Origin of the sequence: Microbacterium sp. SLBN-146 (assembly GCF_006715145.1) — a bacterium.
Lineage (GTDB): Bacteria > Actinomycetota > Actinomycetes > Actinomycetales > Microbacteriaceae > Microbacterium.
The window spans coordinates 2,430,408-2,446,373 of record NZ_VFMR01000001.1 but is presented as its reverse complement, the minus strand read 5'-3'; the positions used below and the strand labels follow the sequence as shown (position 1 = coordinate 2,446,373).

17 protein-coding genes are annotated in these 15,966 nt (G+C 67.9%); 8 read left to right on the top strand and 9 right to left on the bottom strand.

All coding sequences use genetic code 11. The features are described from left to right. Positions 1 to 91: 91 nt before the first annotated feature. The 5 genes from glpX to FBY39_RS10680 all read right to left on the bottom strand — a co-directional run bounded on the left by glpX (position 92) and on the right by FBY39_RS10680 (position 5,847). A complete protein-coding gene (gene glpX / locus FBY39_RS10700; RefSeq protein WP_141932285.1) occupies positions 92 to 1,081 on the bottom strand; it encodes a class II fructose-bisphosphatase in 990 nt (329 codons plus the stop codon). Between the two features lie 100 nt (positions 1,082 to 1,181). Then, the gene (locus FBY39_RS10695) at positions 1,182 to 2,636 is read right to left on the bottom strand and encodes a GntP family transporter (RefSeq protein WP_141932284.1); all 1,455 of its coding nucleotides are present in this window, start codon (positions 2,634 to 2,636) and stop codon (positions 1,182 to 1,184) included. Positions 2,637 to 2,673: 37 nt separating this feature from the next. After that, positions 2,674 to 3,570 (bottom strand): NAD(P)-dependent oxidoreductase, encoded by an 897-nt coding sequence (locus tag FBY39_RS10690; RefSeq protein ID WP_141932283.1) that lies wholly within the window; start codon positions 3,568 to 3,570, stop codon positions 2,674 to 2,676. A 14-nt stretch (positions 3,571 to 3,584) separates the two neighbouring features. Next, positions 3,585 to 5,066, bottom strand: coding sequence for a four-carbon acid sugar kinase family protein (locus FBY39_RS10685; RefSeq protein WP_396652271.1), 1,482 nt, complete (start codon positions 5,064 to 5,066; stop codon positions 3,585 to 3,587). A 73-nt stretch (positions 5,067 to 5,139) separates the two neighbouring features. Further along, entirely contained in the window at positions 5,140 to 5,847 is a 708-nt protein-coding gene (locus FBY39_RS10680; RefSeq protein WP_141932282.1) for a FadR/GntR family transcriptional regulator, read from the bottom strand. Between the two features lie 104 nt (positions 5,848 to 5,951). Between FBY39_RS10680 and fbaA the strand changes: the two genes are divergently transcribed. Then, on the top strand, positions 5,952 to 6,998 hold the full coding sequence (fbaA, locus tag FBY39_RS10675) for a class II fructose-bisphosphate aldolase (RefSeq protein WP_260838069.1): 1,047 nt from the start codon (positions 5,952 to 5,954) through the stop codon (positions 6,996 to 6,998). Positions 6,999 to 7,071: 73 nt separating this feature from the next. Here the strand turns inward: fbaA and FBY39_RS16725 are convergent, their stop codons facing one another. From FBY39_RS16725 to FBY39_RS10660, 4 genes are read right to left on the bottom strand one after another with little or no spacing between them, the layout of a single operon-like run. Then, a complete protein-coding gene (locus tag FBY39_RS16725; RefSeq protein ID WP_260837684.1) occupies positions 7,072 to 7,215 on the bottom strand; it encodes a hypothetical protein in 144 nt (47 codons plus the stop codon). Continuing rightward, positions 7,196 to 7,624: an MOSC domain-containing protein gene (locus FBY39_RS10670; RefSeq protein WP_260837682.1), complete on the bottom strand. Its 429-nt coding sequence runs from the start codon at positions 7,622 to 7,624 to the stop codon at positions 7,196 to 7,198. The genes FBY39_RS16725 and FBY39_RS10670 overlap by 20 nt, the downstream gene beginning before the upstream one ends. Before the next feature lie 22 nt (positions 7,625 to 7,646). Next, positions 7,647 to 8,237 (bottom strand): DUF6264 family protein, encoded by a 591-nt coding sequence (locus tag FBY39_RS10665; protein ID WP_141932280.1) that lies wholly within the window; start codon positions 8,235 to 8,237, stop codon positions 7,647 to 7,649. Next, on the bottom strand, positions 8,234 to 9,268 hold the full coding sequence (locus FBY39_RS10660; RefSeq protein WP_141934107.1) for a 4-hydroxy-3-methylbut-2-enyl diphosphate reductase: 1,035 nt from the start codon (positions 9,266 to 9,268) through the stop codon (positions 8,234 to 8,236). Before FBY39_RS10660 ends, FBY39_RS10665 begins: the two co-directional genes overlap by 4 nt. Before the next feature lie 118 nt (positions 9,269 to 9,386). Between FBY39_RS10660 and xseA the strand changes: the two genes are divergently transcribed. The 7 genes from xseA to FBY39_RS10625 are packed head-to-tail and all read left to right on the top strand — an operon-like array spanning position 9,387 to position 15,921. Continuing rightward, positions 9,387 to 10,682, top strand: coding sequence for an exodeoxyribonuclease VII large subunit (gene xseA, locus FBY39_RS10655; protein WP_141932279.1), 1,296 nt, complete (start codon positions 9,387 to 9,389; stop codon positions 10,680 to 10,682). 44 nt (positions 10,683 to 10,726) lie between these two features. Then, the gene (locus FBY39_RS10650) at positions 10,727 to 10,960 is read left to right on the top strand and encodes an exodeoxyribonuclease VII small subunit (RefSeq protein WP_396652270.1); all 234 of its coding nucleotides are present in this window, start codon (positions 10,727 to 10,729) and stop codon (positions 10,958 to 10,960) included. Beyond that, positions 10,960 to 11,622 carry a DUF4245 family protein gene (locus FBY39_RS10645; protein ID WP_141932277.1) on the top strand — a complete coding sequence of 221 codons (663 nt, stop codon included), beginning with the start codon at positions 10,960 to 10,962 and terminating at the stop codon, positions 11,620 to 11,622. Before FBY39_RS10650 ends, FBY39_RS10645 begins: the two co-directional genes overlap by 1 nt. A 35-nt stretch (positions 11,623 to 11,657) precedes the next feature. Beyond that, positions 11,658 to 12,269 carry a carbonic anhydrase gene (locus tag FBY39_RS10640; RefSeq protein ID WP_141934104.1) on the top strand — a complete coding sequence of 204 codons (612 nt, stop codon included), beginning with the start codon at positions 11,658 to 11,660 and terminating at the stop codon, positions 12,267 to 12,269. Between the two features lie 34 nt (positions 12,270 to 12,303). Next, positions 12,304 to 13,698: an aspartate ammonia-lyase gene (locus tag FBY39_RS10635; protein ID WP_141932276.1), complete on the top strand. Its 1,395-nt coding sequence runs from the start codon at positions 12,304 to 12,306 to the stop codon at positions 13,696 to 13,698. A gap of 52 nt (positions 13,699 to 13,750) precedes the next feature. Continuing rightward, positions 13,751 to 15,268, top strand: coding sequence for a HAMP domain-containing sensor histidine kinase (locus tag FBY39_RS16530; RefSeq protein WP_186336942.1), 1,518 nt, complete (start codon positions 13,751 to 13,753; stop codon positions 15,266 to 15,268). Next, complete coding sequence (locus FBY39_RS10625) at positions 15,265 to 15,921, top strand: response regulator transcription factor (protein ID WP_141932275.1); 657 nt, start codon at positions 15,265 to 15,267, stop codon at positions 15,919 to 15,921. The genes FBY39_RS16530 and FBY39_RS10625 overlap by 4 nt, the downstream gene beginning before the upstream one ends. Positions 15,922 to 15,966: the final 45 nt, after the last annotated feature.

Here is a 15,966-nt window from a genome sequence, read left to right as displayed (position 1 = left end):
TTGACGTTCACATCTGCAACACGAGTCCCTCGGATCCCATCCGGCTCTCGATCCGATCAGCCGTGGGCGTCCCGACCCGCCCCGTGCGCCGCTACAGCCACTTCGAAACGAGGTGCTCCGAGGAGATCCGGCGGAGCGTGCCCGACTTGCCACGGAGGACGACGCTCTCCGTGTACAGGTATTCGCCTTCTCGACGCACACCCGCGACGAGTTGTCCCTCCGTCACGCCTGTCGCGACGAAGATCGTGTTGTCGCCGCGCACGAGGTCGTCGGCTTCGTAGACATGACCGTCGAGCTTGAGGCCGGCATCGAGGCCCTTCTGCTTCTCGTCGTCGTCGCGCGCCCACAGGCGACCCTGGATGTGCCCGCCGAGCGCCTTGATCGCGCACGCCGTGACGATCCCCTCCGGGCTCCCGCCGATGCCGACGCACATGTCGGTGCGCGCGTTGTGCCGTGCGGCATTGATCCCGCCGGCGACGTCGCCGTCGCTCATGAGCCGCGTTCCCGCACCGGCCGCGCGGATCTCCTCGATCAGCGCGTCATGACGGGGGCGATGGAGAACCGACACGACGAGCTCGTCGACGGGCTTGCCGAGAGCTTCGGCGAGGCGACGAATGTTCTCACCGATGGGAAGCCGGATATCGACGACTCCGACCCCTGCTGGCCCGGTCACGAGCTTGTCCATATAGAACACCGCCGACGCGTCGAGCATCGTGCCATGATCCGACACGGCGATCACCGAGAGCGCATTGTTGCGCCCCGCGGCCGTGAGCGAGGTGCCGTCGATCGGGTCGACCGCGACATCCGCCCGCGGTCCTCGACCGTTGCCCACCCGTTCGCCGTTGTACAGCATGGGGGCTTCGTCCTTCTCCCCCTCGCCGATGACGATCGTGCCGTCGAAGTTCACGGTCGTGAAGAAGGCTCGCATCGCATCGACGGCCGCCCCATCGGCATCCTCTTTTCGCCCCCGCCCGATGAAGGGAACCGCGCGGATCGCCGCGGCTTCCGTCGCGCGAACGAGTTCGAGTGCGAGGTTTCGGTCAGGATGCAGCGGACTCATGTCGGCGGAAAGGCTCACCATGCGGTCAGCCTAGCCAGCGAGCCGCGCGCACGACGGGAATTCCCGCGAGCATCCGACATAAGAATCACGTTTCTTTCATCCACGACGTTCCTGGACACCATCACGCCGACATCCCGCCGACCAGGAGCCACACGACCGACGTCACGGCGAAGCCGGCGACACCGAGCGTCGTGGTGAGAACGGTCCACGTGCGCAGTCCGTCGGCCACTCCGAGGCCGAGGTAGCGCGTCACGACCCAGAAGCCCGAGTCGTTGACGTGGGACAGTCCCAGCGCACCGAAGGCGATCGCCAAGGCGATGACGACGACCTGGATGGGGGTGTACCCGCCCGACGTGACGGCCTCGGCGAGCAAGCCCGCGGTCGTGAGGATCGCCACGGTCGCGGAGCCCTGGGCGGCGCGGAGCGCGAGGGCGACGACGAAGGCGAGCACGATGATCGGGAGCCCCGTCGACAGGAGCGTGCCTGCAAGCGCCGAGCCGATACCCGATTCGGTCAGGATGCGAGCGAACGCGCCGCCTGCGCCCGTGACGAGGATGACGATCGCAGCGGGCGGCAGTGCCGACTCGAAGACGTCGGAGACATGCGCGCCCGACCATCCGCGACGCACTCCGAGGAAGAAGGCGGCCAGGAGCACGGTCACGAGAAGCGCGAAGATCGGGGCGCCGATGAAGCCGAGGATGTCGCGCACGGCGTTGCCCGCGGGAAGCAGGGCGGCGCCCGTCGTCCCCGCGCCGATCATGACGAGCGGCGTCAGGATGAGCGTGAGGATCATGCCCGCCGACGGCGGCGCCTCGGTCCGCGTCATCGTTCCGGTCATCGTCGTGCCCGGTCCGACTCCTTCGCGACCTGTGTCGTTCCCTCCACCGAAGTCGTCGAACATGACCTTCGTGGAGGCGAGCATCGGGAAGTCGCGACGGTTGAGCCACTTCGAGACGAAGTGGGACAGGACACCGAGCGGAAGTGCGATCGCGATGCCCAGCAGTGTGAGCATGCCGACGTCGGCTCCGAGCAGAGCAGCACCTCCGACGATGCCGGGGTGCGGCGGGACGGCGACGTGGACGGCGAGCATGATGCCCGCGACCGGGAGTCCGAACTTCACGGGATTGAGCCCCGCAGCGTGGCTGAAGCCATAGATGATCGGAACGAGGATGATGAATCCGACGTCGAAGAAGACCGGAATTGCGAGGATGAGCGCCGCTGCGGTCAACGCGCCGGAGACACGACGGGGCCCCAAGAGCTTGGTGAAGCGCCCCGCGAGGCTCGACGCTCCGCCCGACAGCTCGATGATGCGCCCCAGCATCGAGCCGAGCGCCACGAGAATGGCGACCGAGCCGAGCGTTCCCCCCATTCCCGCGATGATCGCCGGGATGATGCCGAGCCTTTCGGGCGCGTCATCGGTCGCGGGGACGGTTGCCAGCGGGATTCCCGCGGCCAGCCCGACGAGGATGCTCGTGATGAGCAGAGCCAGGAATGCGTTGACCTTGAATCGGACGATGAGCAGAAGCAGGAGGAGGATTCCTCCCACTCCGATGGCGAGCAGAATCGGGACCGGCATGAGTGTCTCCTTCGACAGCGATGAGGGGGTGAGGGGATCAGCGGGAACGACGTTCGGGGGCGATGACGCGGATGACAGCGGAATCGTCGCTCTCACCGAGTCCCTGCGCCTCTCCGAGGAGGTAAAGCTGTTCGGCGGCCGCAGCGAGCGGGGTTGCCAGGTGAGCGGCGCGCGCGGCCTTCGACACGATGCCCATGTCCTTCACGAAGATGTCGAGGCGGCTGAGCACCTCGGCTCCGCCTTCGTCGTAGGCCTGCAGAGACCGCGGACCGCGATTGGCCAGCATGAAGGATGCCGCGGCGCCGGCCCCGAGCGCCTCCAGGGTGCGTTCGGGATCGAGGCCGAGAGCGTCGGCGAGCGCGAGAGCTTCGGCGGCGGCCGCGATGTGGACTCCGCACAAGAGCTGGTTGACGGTCTTGAGCGCTTGCCCGTCACCGGGCCGATCGCCGACGACCGTCAGGGTCGACGCGAGGCGTTCGAGGATCGGCCACGCCTTCTCACGCGCGTCGGGAGTCGCGCCGACGACGATGAGCAGATCGCCCGCCCCTGCACGAACCGGGCCGCCCGATAGCGGCGCATCGACGAGGTCGATCGCGTGCTCGGCCAGGCGCGCCACGATGTCGGCGAGCCCATCGGTACCGACCGTGCTGGTCAGGATCACGATCGAGCCGGCGTCGAGATCCGCAACGATGCCTGTCTCACCGAACAGGACGTCCGCGAGCTGCGCCGAGTCGCGCACGGCGAGGAGCACGGCCTGCGCACCTCGCACGGCCTGCTGCGCGCTCTCGGCTCTGATGACTCCCGCCTCTTCGGCGAGCGCAAGACGAGCGGGAGCGATGTCGAAGCCGCGGACGACGAGATCCTCGGCGAGGCGCGAAGCCATGGGCAGGCCCATGGCGCCGAGTCCCAGGACGGCGACGGTAGGGGTGGTCATGCGGTGCCTTTCGGTCATGCTCGGTCCCGAGCGACGGAGGTGCGGGCGTGGGCCGAGAGCTTCTCGACGGCCTCGGTGAGGGTCGTGTCGGTTCCGACGTTGCCTGCGAAGACGATGTACGGGATGCCGGTGGCGGGACCGTCGGCGGGTTCCCACACGGAGACGATGCCGGGAAAGAGGGATCCGCGGACCATCGCGCGACGGATGGAGAGTCCGCGGCTCGCGACATCACTCGATGTGATTCCGCCCTTCGCGATGACGAAGTGCGGTGTCCGTTCGGCGATCGTGCGGCGGACGACGGCGACGAGCGCATCCGAGACGGTGCGGGAGATCGCGAGACTCTCCTCGGGGTCGTCGGTGCGGATGAGTGTCCTGCTCGAGTGGAGGATGACGTCCCCGCTCGCGAGCCCCTCGACGACGAGCATCACGGCGTCGTCGACGGGAGAGGTCCCGGTCTCGGGGTCCAGGAGGGCGGGGACATCGATCTCGACGACGAGCGCCGCGGGATGCCGAGCGGTCAGATCGGCGAGCTGGCGACTGGTGACGCCGACGTGCGAGCCGACGACGATGAGCCCGCCCGGAGCACGGCCATCGGAGTCGGCCGACCGCGAAGAGACGTCGAGCGGCGAACGCGGCGCCTGCCCGATCCGGGCTCGCACGAACGGGGGTCCTACCCGGTAGATGTAGGTGCGACCGGCCGCCTCGGCCAACTCGAGTCCGAGCGCGAGCTGCCTCAGGTCGTCTTCGTTGACGGCGTCGACCGTGAAGACACTCCCCGGGCGGGCCGTCGTCAACGCTTCCGCCACGGCCTCGGCTCCGGTGCGGATGACGTCGAGCGTGATCTCCACGACATCCGCGGCGGCGATCCTTCCCTCGCTCTTCTCTTCGACCCACTCCGACATCCGCGACGAGGCGTAGCCGAAGGTGGAGTCACGGGCGAACTCCGTCTCCCCCACCGGCGTGAAGGTGTCGCCGTCGACCATCCCGTGGACACCGCCGATCGTCACCCTGCCCGCATCGGGGAACGCCGGGACGAGCACGACCCCGTCCACCTCGGGTTCGCCCAACGCGGCGAGGGACGCCGCGATGGTGTCGGGCTCGAGAGGGAAGTGACCCCGCAGCGTCGAGTCGCTGCGGCTCGCGAAGACGGGGCGGATGCCGCGTGCGCGAGCCGCTGCGACAGCTGCCCAGACGACTTCGCGGTTGATGCGCGCCGCCGTCGCGGGGTCGACGCTGCGCGAGTTCGTCAGAACGTAGACGGCAGGCGCCCCCGTGTCGAGAGCCCATTCGAAGTCGGCGACCTCCCACTTCGCCAGCACGGGCAGGTCGGCGACCGACTGCGTCCCGGTCGGGTCGTCGTCGAGAACGATGAGCACTCGATGCGCGCGGTTGACGCGGTCGGCGATCACCGCGGGGTCGACGCCGCGAGATGCGGGGAAACGATCGAGCATCGCAGCGAGATTCATGAGCAACTCCGTTGTCGGCACCATCTTCATCAGGCACCTGTTGTCAGGTGTCATACAGGTTAGATCGCGAAAGACCCCGTGTCAACGGTCGGTGTGACGGATGTCAGCTGGGGCGCGAGAGCACGTACGTGTGCAGGTCGTCCAGCGTCTGCTGCATGTGGTGATCCATGGCCGCACGCGCCCGACTCGCGTCGCCCTCGCGGAGCGCTGCGAGGATCGACGTGTGTTCGGCGATGGCATGTCTCTGGATCTCGGGGACGCGAGAAGTCTGGGCGCGCCGCTCGGCGAGAACTCTCGTCAGCGGCTCGAAGAGGGCAGCGAGGAAGACGTTCTCAGATCCGCGGAGAATCACATCGTGGAAACGGAGATCCGCCTCGACGAACCCGTCCACTTCGCCGGCATCGGCAGCCCGCGTCATCGCGTCGATGCAGCGCTGCAGTTCGGCGAGTGCGTCCGGCGTGAGCCTCGTGGCCGCCAGCGCGGCGGCCTCTGTCTCGAACATCCGGCGGACGGCGATGAGTTGCTCCGCGACTTCGCCGTCGTCGCCGCGCGCCGAGCGGTATCTCAGGATCGCGTTAAGGGACTGCCACTCATCGAGAGGAGCGACGAGCGACCCGATTCCCGATGTGACGCGGATGATCCCTTGGGTGGACAGGACCCGCAGGGCCTCCCGCACCGTGACGCGGCTGACGTCGTAGGACTCGCCGATCTCGGCTTCGCTCGGCAGGGGCGCACCCACCGGGCTCTCCCCCGCGATGATGCGATCGAGCAGTTCGTCGGCCACGAGGGACACGAGGGACTTGCGAGCCATCGCCGATCTCCTCTCGTCTCGCGGTCGTCGGTAGCCTAACGGAGGACGCGGACCCGTCCCCGGACGGGGGACGTGCATCGATAGACTCGTGCGAGTTGGCCCACATCTTCGAAGGAGCACACATGCCCGTCGCCACCCCTGAGCAGTACGCCGAGATGCTGGACCGCGCGAAGGCGGGCGGATTCGCGTACCCGGCCATCAACGCGGCCAGCTCGCAGTCCGTCAATGCTGTCCTCCAGGGACTCACCGAAGCCGGCTCCGACGGGATCCTCCAGGTGACGACGGGTGGAGCCGACTACTTCGCCGGCCACACCGTCAAGGGCCGCTCGACGGGTGCCCTCGCCTTCGCCGCCTTCGTCCACGAAGTCGCCAAGAACTACCCCATCACCGTCGCACTTCACACCGACCACTGCCCGAAGCCGGCTCTCGATGACTTCGTGCTGCCGCTCATCGCCGCCTCGGAAGCCGTCGTCGCCGACGGTGGAAACCCGATCTTCCAGTCCCACATGTGGGATGGCTCCGCCGTCCCGCTGGCGGAGAACATCGAGATCGCCAAGGAGCTCCTCCCCCGCCTCAAGGCGATCAACGCGATCCTCGAGGTCGAGATCGGTGTCGTGGGCGGCGAAGAAGACGGCGTGCAGCACGAGGGCTCGAACGATGCGCTCTACACGACCACGGCAGACGTCGCGCAGGTGGTCGAGGCTCTGGGTCTCGGCGACCACGGTCGCTGGATCGCGGCTCTCACGTTCGGCAACGTCCACGGCGTCTACAAGCCCGGCAACGTCAAGCTCAAGCCCGAACTGCTCGGCGAGATCCAGAAGGGCATCGCGGCACAGTTCGGCACCGGCGCGAAGCCTCTCGACCTCGTCTTCCACGGCGGCAGCGGCTCGACCGATGCCGAGATCGCCGAGGCGGTCGCCAACGGCGTCGTGAAGATGAACATCGACACCGACACGCAGTACGCCTTCACCCGCTCGGTCGCGGGCTTCATGTTCTCGAACTACGACGGCGTCCTGAAGGTCGACGGCGAGGTCGGCAACAAGAAGGCCTACGACCCGCGCGCATGGGGCAAGATCGCCGAGTCGGCGATGGCGGCGCGCGTCGTCGCGGCGACGAAGCAGCTCGGCTCCTACGGCCAGAGCACGTCCTGACGTTCGACTCCCGGATGCCTCGACCCATCGCCGGGTCGGGGCATCCGTCGTCTCACGGCAACCGGGACAGGACTCACGGACCCCGATAGACGTCCAGGATCGTCGGGGCGCCCTCGGGACGATGGATGACGGTGATCTCGTCGCCCTCGCACACGCGCCCCTTGACGACGACGCGCAGGTAGGGTCCGAGTCGCCGCTCATCGGAGAAGCGGCGCACCCAGCCCCGTTCGTCGTCGCCACCCACCCACCCACCGGGCGAAGGTCTGGCATGGTGTCCGCGGCATCGTCACCTCGACCTCCACGCGCTCGCCGATCCTCCAGCGCTCGCCGATGAGGGCGGCGTTGACGTCGATGCCTTCCGTGCGAAGGTTCTCACCGAAGAACCCGGGCGGCAGCTCACGGCCGAGCTCGTGTTCCCAGTACGCCGCATCCTCCGCGGCATACGCGTACAACGCCTTGTCGAGACCGCCGTGATGCTGACGGTCGGCCTGGACGTCGGTGCGGACGCCGTAGGCGCCGATCTTCGCCTCGCCATCGATGCGCCTCTTGTCGATGGCGGTGACGCCGACGGGGCCCGCGTCCGACCTCAGTCGGTGGACGGCGCAGATGGCGAGCAGACGCGGCATCCCGTCATCCTACGAGAGCCGTTCAGGCGCCCGAAGACACGAAGTCGATGAAAGCGGGATCCCCCATGAGCGGCACCGCGATGCAGAAGCTCACGGCGATGAAGGTCACGACGGCGCCGACGAGCGGGATCCACCAGGAGACGCGCCCGGCTTTCAGGACGCGCCACGTGATGACGGCGGTGACGACATAGCCGGCGAGCAGCACGATCGCCGCGACGATCCCCCACGTACGCGCTGCGTCGAAGCTCGTGAATTCACCCGGCACGCCCAGGACGTCCATCGATCGCTCGATCGCGGGCGCCAGGTTGAGGTAGCTGAAGAGTGAGAACAGCACGTTGGCCGCACCGAAGGCGAGGAGCACGATCGTCGCGAGACGATTCACCGCTGAAACCGGGCGAGGCGTTGCCGATGCCGCGACGGGAGCGGGGGTTTCCGGCGTCGCGTCGACGGGCGTGTCGACGACCTGATCGACGGGCGCAGATCCCGTCGAAAGCGCCTCGGTCACATCCGGCTGCTGGATCCGGGAGCGCTGCTCCTCCGGAGTGGCGTATTCGCCGAATCGCGGGCGCTCACGCCCGTCGGGCCCGATCTCGGGCGCATAGTCTCCGCTCATACGCGGCCGCGCCCGCCCATCGCGCGATCGTCGCGATTGCCCGCGGCATCGTGGCGGAGTTCCTTCGGGAGCGAGAACAGCAGGTCTTCCTCGGCCGTCCGCACTTCTTCGATGTCGCGGTACCCGGCACCGGCGAGCTCTTCGAGCACTTCCTGCACGAGCACCTCGGGCACCGACGCACCGCTCGTGACGCCTACGGTCTCGACACCGTCGAGCCAGGCCTGCTCGACCTCGTCGGCGTAGTCCACGCGGTACGCGGCCTTCGCCCCGTACTCGAGCGCCACCTCGACGAGCCGCACGCTGTTCGACGAGTTGGCCGAGCCGACGACGATGACGAGATCTGCGCCCTTCGCGACCTTCTTGATCGCGACCTGGCGATTCTGCGTCGCGTAGCAGATGTCGTCCGAGGGCGGATCCTGGAGCTCGGGGAACCGCACGCGCAGTCGACGCACCGTCTCCATGGTCTCGTCGACCGAGAGCGTCGTCTGCGAGAGCCAGACGACCTTCGACGGGTCTCTCACCTCGACGCGGTCGGCGTCGTCGGGCGAGTTGACGACCGTGACGTGATCGGGAGCTTCTCCCGCAGTGCCCTCGACTTCTTCGTGGCCCTCGTGGCCGATGAGGAGGATCTCGTAGTCGCTCTTGGCGAAGCGCACGGCTTCGCGGTGGACCTTCGTGACGAGCGGGCACGTCGCGTCGATCGCGAGGAGTCCTCGATCGGATGCCGCGTTGACGACTGCCGGCGAGACCCCGTGGGCACTGAAGACGACGTGTGCGCCCTCAGGAACCTCGTCGACCTCCTCGACGAAGATGGCGCCCTTCTGCTCGAGCTCCGTCACGACGTGGATGTTGTGGACGATCTGCTTGCGCACATACACGGGGGCGCCGAAGCGCTCGAGTGCCTTCTCGACCGCGATGACGGCGCGGTCGACGCCCGCGCAGTAGCCGCGGGGGGCTGCCAGGAGCACCCGCTTGTGTCCCTGCACCGGGATATCCTGGAGTCGCTCACGCCGCCGCGGCACGCGGGGCATGGGCATGCGGACAGCAGGGGTTGCAGACGCGAGGCTCACATCCCCGATTCTATGGGCGCGGGCCTGAGCGAAGGCCGAGCCGGCGACGCGTATCGGCGCGCCGCATCGAGAGGACTGCATGACGACGTTCCAGCCGGCCCCGGTTCCGGGCGAGGCTCCACCCCCGGATTCCGTGCATCCGCGGGATTCTCGATCCGATGCACCGACGTCGGTGGCGAGGCTCAACGACACGATCCGCGGGTTCGTTCAGAACTGGGGGTCCGTGTGGGTCGAGGGTGAGATCACGTCGTGGAATCTCCGCGGCGGCAACGTCTTCGGGCGCGTCAAGGACCTCGCGACCGATTCGGCCATCTCGTTCCGACTGTGGTCCTCGACGCGCGAACGGCTGCCAGACGACCTCCGTGTGGGCGATCACGTCATCGCGTGCGTCAAGGCCGACTACTTCGTCAAGACGGGCGACTTCAGCTTCTCGGTCTCGGCGATGCGCCATGTCGGCCTCGGCGATCAGCTCGAGAAGCTCGAGCGGTTGCGCGCGCAGCTGCGCAGCGAAGGCCTCTTCGATCCGCGCCGCAAGAAGCCGATTCCGTTCCTCCCGCACCTCGTCGGGCTCATCACCGGCGAGAACTCGGACGCCGAGAAGGACGTCCATCGCAACGCCGAACTCCGCTGGCCGCACGTGCGGTTCCGCACGAAGCACGCCGCCGTCCAGGGCGACCGCTGCGTGCCCGAGACGATCGCGGCGCTCAAAGCACTCGATGCGGACCCGGACGTCGACGTCATCGTCATCGCTCGTGGCGGCGGGGATCCCCAGACCCTTCTGGGGTTCAGCGACGAACGCCTGCTTCGGGCCGTCGCGGCGGCATCCACGCCGATCGTCTCGGCGATCGGGCACGAGAACGACCACCCGCTGCTCGATGACGTCGCCGACCTTCGGGCGTCCACGCCCACCGACGCGGCCAAACGAATCGTTCCCGACGTCGCGGAGCAGCGCGCGTTCGTCGGACAGCTCCGCGCGCGTCTGACGTCGCGTCTGACGCAGCGCTTGACTCACGACGTCGCCCAGCTCGAGCAGTTGCGCTCCCGCCCCTCGCTGCGCGCCCCCGAGTCCATGCTCACGAGCCGGTCGCACGACGTGTTCCTTAGCGTCGCGCGCGGTCGCGAGCGCATCGACCGTCTGCTCGAGTCGCAGACTCGTCGCACGTCCGAGCTGCGCGCGTCGCTCCGCGCGCTCTCACCCGCCTCGACACTCGCGCGCGGGTACGCGATCACCCACCTCGCCGATGGCGTCATCGTGCGGGATGCCGCGCAGGCGCCGCCAGGTGTCGACGTCGTCGTGACGGTGGGCCGCGGATCCTTCGCAGCCCGATCGCGGGGTGAGGTGACGGAGGAATCTCCGCCCGCCGATCGACCATGACTCCTGAGTTCCACGGCCGGTGCGATGATCGACTCGACTCTAGAATGGACAGCATGACCGACCCGGCCGCCCCTGCCGTCGAAGAGCTCTCGTTCGAACAGGCGCGAGACGAGCTCGTGCGCGTCGTCGCCGAACTCGAGCAAGGAGCCCCGACGCTCGAACAGTCCCTGGCTCTGTGGGAGCGCGGCGAGGCTCTCGCAGCCCGCTGCGAAGAGTGGCTTCTCGGGGCGAAACGGCGTCTCGAAGCGGTCCGCGACTCCCCCGACACGGACAGCTGATGGCAGAGCGCTCTCCTCGCGTCGTCGCCGAACTCGGTCGTCCCGAGACGGCGGGCGAGACCGCCGCACGCAAGGCCGAGTCCTCGCGGGTCTACCGGTCGAGTCAGACGGCGAGAAATCTCGTCGCCGCCCTCATCGTGACGGTCGCCATCGTCGCCGTCATCATCTTCATCGTCCCCCGTGGCACACCGGGACCACAGGACCCCATCGACGTGGCTGCGGCCGCCGAACGCGTCGCCGCCAGCGAAGGTCGCCCCGCGATCGCCCCGGAGGTCTCCGACTACTGGACCGTCAATCGCGCTGCCATCGAATCTGAGGGCTCTGTGCGGTCCTGGACGATCGTCTACGCGCCGGCAGATCAAGACGAACGCGGCTTCCTCCGAGTCGCGCAGGGATTCGACGCGGACGCGGCGTGGCCGGCGCGGGTACTCTCGGGTGCCGCGCCCGGCGACACGGTCACGATCGACGGTGTCGTGTGGGACCGATACGAGCTCGATCCGTCGCGGACGGGCAACATCTCCGTCGCCCTCTCGACGTCCGTCGGCGGCGATACGGTCCTGATCTACGGCATCGCGGACGACGAAGCGCTCGACGACCTCGCCGCATCCGTCTCCGCCGAAGTGCTCACCCTGGCCGACATGCCGACAGAGGAGTCCGAGTGACCACCGACACCACGCCTCAGACCGTGTGGGATGAAATGCGCCACGGCAACGACCGCTTCGTCGCGGGCGAGCCGCGCCATCCGCGTCAGGACGTCGAACGCCGCCATGAGCTGGCAGCCGGTCAGCGCCCGCGCGCAGCACTGTTCGGATGCTCCGACTCCCGACTTGCGGCGGAGATCATCTTCGACGAGGGCCTCGGCGATCTGTTCGTCGTCCGCAACGCCGGTCAAGTGATCTCCGACTCCGTCGTGGGGAGCCTCGAGTACGCCGTCGCCGTTCTGGAGGTGCCGCTCATCGTCGTGCTGGGCCACGACGCGTGCGGTGCCGTGAACGCCGCGATCGAGAGCACGCAGCTCGATGCACCTCCGCTTCCCACGCACATCTGGAGGCAGATCGCCCCGATCGTGCCTGCTGCCCGCAGGGTCATCCGCGCGACGACGGTCGACGGCGTCGCGCCCGCCGCCGTCGACGCCGAAGCCGTGGGCCGAGAGCACCTCCGCGACACCGTGGCCGCTCTCCTGCAGTCCTCCGAGCTCATCAGCGCTGCCGTCGCAGACGGACGCCTCGGCATCGTCGGGGCGAACTACCGGCTCAGCGAAGGCACGGCGGTTCCCTCGATCGCCATCGGCGTCACGGCCGACGACTGACCATCCCCACGACACACCGAGAAGGAACAACGACGTGACCGATATCGAATACCGCATCGAACACGACACGATGGGCGAAGTGCGCGTCCCCAAGGATGCCCTGTACGCCGCGCAGACGCAGCGTGCGGTGGAGAACTTCCCGATCTCGGGCGACGCACTGGAGCCGGCGCAGATCGCGGCGCTCGCCCGGATCAAGAAGGCCGCAGCACTCGCCAACAAGGAACTCGGCACTCTCGACGGTGCGATCGCCGACGCGATCGCCCGTGCGGCCGACCGAGTCATCGCGGGCGAGTTCCCGGAGCACTTCCCGATCGACGTCTACCAGACCGGGAGCGGAACGTCGTCGAACATGAACATGAACGAGGTGCTCGCGACCCTCGCGACGAACGACCTCGGATCGCCGGTCCACCCGAACGACCACGTCAACGCGTCCCAGTCCTCCAATGACGTCTTCCCGACGTCGGTGCACATCGCCGTGACCCAGGAGCTCATCGACGACCTCATCCCTGCTCTCGACCACCTCGCTGTGGCGTTCGAGACGAAGGCCGAGGAGTGGAAGAGCGTCGTGAAGTCCGGACGCACGCACCTGATGGACGCGACCCCGGTCACCCTAGGTCAGGAGTTCGGCGGCTACGCGCGCCAGATGCGGCTCGGAATCGAGCGCGTCCAGTCGGTCCTCCCCCGCGTCGCCGAGGTCCCGCTCGGCGGAACCGCCGTAGGAACGGGCATCAATACGCCCGCCGGCTTCCCCCAGAAGGTCCTGGAACTCATCGTCGCCGACACGGAGCTGCCGATCACGGAGGCGAAAGACCACTTCGAAGCCCAGGCCAACCGCGATGCGCTCGTCGAGGCATCCGGTGCACTGCGCACCATCGCCGTCTCGCTCACGAAGATCAACAACGACATCCGCTGGATGGGGTCGGGACCGAACACAGGTCTCGGCGAGCTTCACATCCCCGACCTGCAGCCGGGATCGTCGATCATGCCCGGCAAGGTCAATCCGGTGATCCCCGAGGCCGTTCTCATGGTCTGCGCGCGGGTCATCGGCAACGATGCGACGATCGCGTGGTCGGGCGCATCCGGTGCCTTCGAACTCAACGTGGCGATCCCCGTGATGGGCTCGGCCCTCCTCGAGTCGATCGAGCTTCTCGCCAACGCGACGCGTCTCCTCGCCGACAAGACGATCGACGGCCTCGAAGCGAACATCGAGCGCGCCGCCGCATTCGCCGGAATGTCGCCCTCGATCGTCACTCCGCTCAACAAGCTCATCGGCTACGAGGCCGCGGCCAAGATCGCCAAGCACGCCGTCGCCAACGGCGTCACGGTGCGTGAAGCCGTCCTCGATCTCGGCTACGTCGACCGTGGTGAGCTGACGCTCGCGCAGCTCGACGAGCGTCTCGATCTGCTGTCGATGACGCATCCGGGCTGATCCGGCACGCGAGAAGTGCGCGGGAGAGCCCGCGGGGGGCCATAATCGGGGAGTGGCACGTACACCACGCCCGATCTCGGCACGCGTCCGCATCCTGGGGGCAGTTCTTGCGGTAGCCTGCGTCGGCCTTGCCGTCGTGGGCAGTGTGACGTTCCTCGTGCAGCGCGAATGGGTGCTGAACGAGATCGACGAACGCCTCGAGAACCAGGTGTCGCGGCTGCAGTCGGTCGCCGATATCGCCGGTGACGCACGCGAGGCCGACGAGAGCTCGACACCCGGCGACCTCGTCGACGTGGGCGACCATTCGACGGTCGAGTCGTTCCTCAACGACGCCGTACGCCGTCTTGTACCGGCACGCAACGAGGCATCGGTGGCGATCATCGAGGGCAAGCCCCGCTTCGTCCCCTCCACGCTCTCCGGTTTCGACATCTCGGACGACCAGGACTTCATCGACCGCGTCGTGGCGGAGACCTCGGCCACGGGGGAAACGGTCGTCGGCACAGCCGTCACAGACGCGGGGTCGTTGAGGTACATCGCCATCCCGATCACGGTCGACGGTGACCCCGAGACGGGCGTCTACGTGCGCGCCGTGGATCTGGAGTCCGAACTCGCGCCCGTCACAGCGGCCATGACGACATACGCGGTCGCCGCCGTCGTCATGCTCGCAGCGATGGGGATCGTGGGCTGGTTCGTGACGGGACGCCTCCTCTCCCCCATCCGGCATCTGCGGGATACCGCGAGCGCCATCACCCTCACGGATCTGTCCCCTCGCCTTCCCGCAGAAGGCAACGACGAGATCGCGGATCTCTCGCGAACCGTCAACTCGATGCTCGACAGGCTGGAGGGGAGCATCGATGTCCAACGACAATTGCTCGACGATGTCCGCCACGAGTTGAAGACGCCGATCACGATCGTGCGAGGGCACCTCGAGCTCATGGATCCGTCGGATGCCGCCGATGTCTCCTTCGCGCGAGACCTCGGCATCGCCGAACTCGACCGCATGACGCGCCTCGTCGAGGACATCGATCTCCTCGCGACCGTCGAGGGTGGATCGTTCGCCATCGATCGCATCGACCTCGCGGCCCTCACGGAGCGCGTCGGCGAACTCGTGGCCGTCATTCCCGGTCACACGTGGAGCGTCGAGCACGTCGCCGAGGGGCGGATGCTGGGAGACCAGGACCGCCTCGTGCAGGCGTGGCTGCAGCTCGCCGACAACGCCGCGAAGTACACCCCTGCCGGCTCGCCGGTCGAGCTCGGGAGTGAGAAGGACGCCACCGGGATCCGCCTCTGGGTGAGAGACCACGGAAGCGGCATTCCCCCGGCCCTCCGCCATCGGATCTTCCGCCGCTTCGACCGCGCACACGGCAAGCGGTCGGTAGGTGGCTCGGGCCTGGGGCTCGCGATCGTCGACGCCATCTCGAAAGCCCATGGCGGCCACTGCATCGTGACCGACTCCCCCGGTGGCGGCGCCACTTTCACGATCCACCTGCCGCTTCCGGTGTCGACGCCCGAGATCCCTGCTCCCGTTCGTGCGGGAGACGTCGTGCTCCAGCGAGAGGCCTCAGGATGACCCGCATCCTCATCATCGAAGACGAACCCCACATCGCCGCTTTCATCTCGCGTGGACTGCGCGGCGCGGGATACGACACCGTGACAGCCGACGACGGGGTCGAAGGGCTCGAAGCCGCGCTCGCGGGCGACATCGACCTGGTCCTCCTCGACGTCGGGTTGCCCTCGATGGATGGATTCGAGGTCTTGCGCGAACTGCGCGCACGAGACGCATCCCTTCCGGTCATCATGCTGACAGCCCGCTCGAGCACACGCGACACGGTCGAAGGGCTCGACGCGGGTGCGAGCGACTACATGGCGAAGCCCTTCACCTTCGACGAGCTTCTCGCCCGCGTCCGCTCCCGACTGCGCGACTCCGGGACCAGCACGAGTGTCGTTGTGACGCAGGGAGACGTGACCCTCGATGTCCTCGCGCGCCGAGCGAGCGTCGCGGGAACGGACGTCGAACTGTCGGCGCGCGAATTCGCCCTCGCGGAGCAGTTCCTGCGCAACCCCGGCACCGTTCTCAGCAGAGAAGTTCTGCTCAGCCGTGTGTGGGGCTTGGACTTCGATCCGGGGTCGAACGTCGTCGATGTCTACGTGCGCTACCTGCGCGGCAAGCTCGGTTCGCACCACATCGCCACTGTGCGCGGCTCCGGCTACCGCTGGGAGTGAGACGAAGAAGCCCCCGACGTTGGAACGTCGGGGGCTGAAGACCGG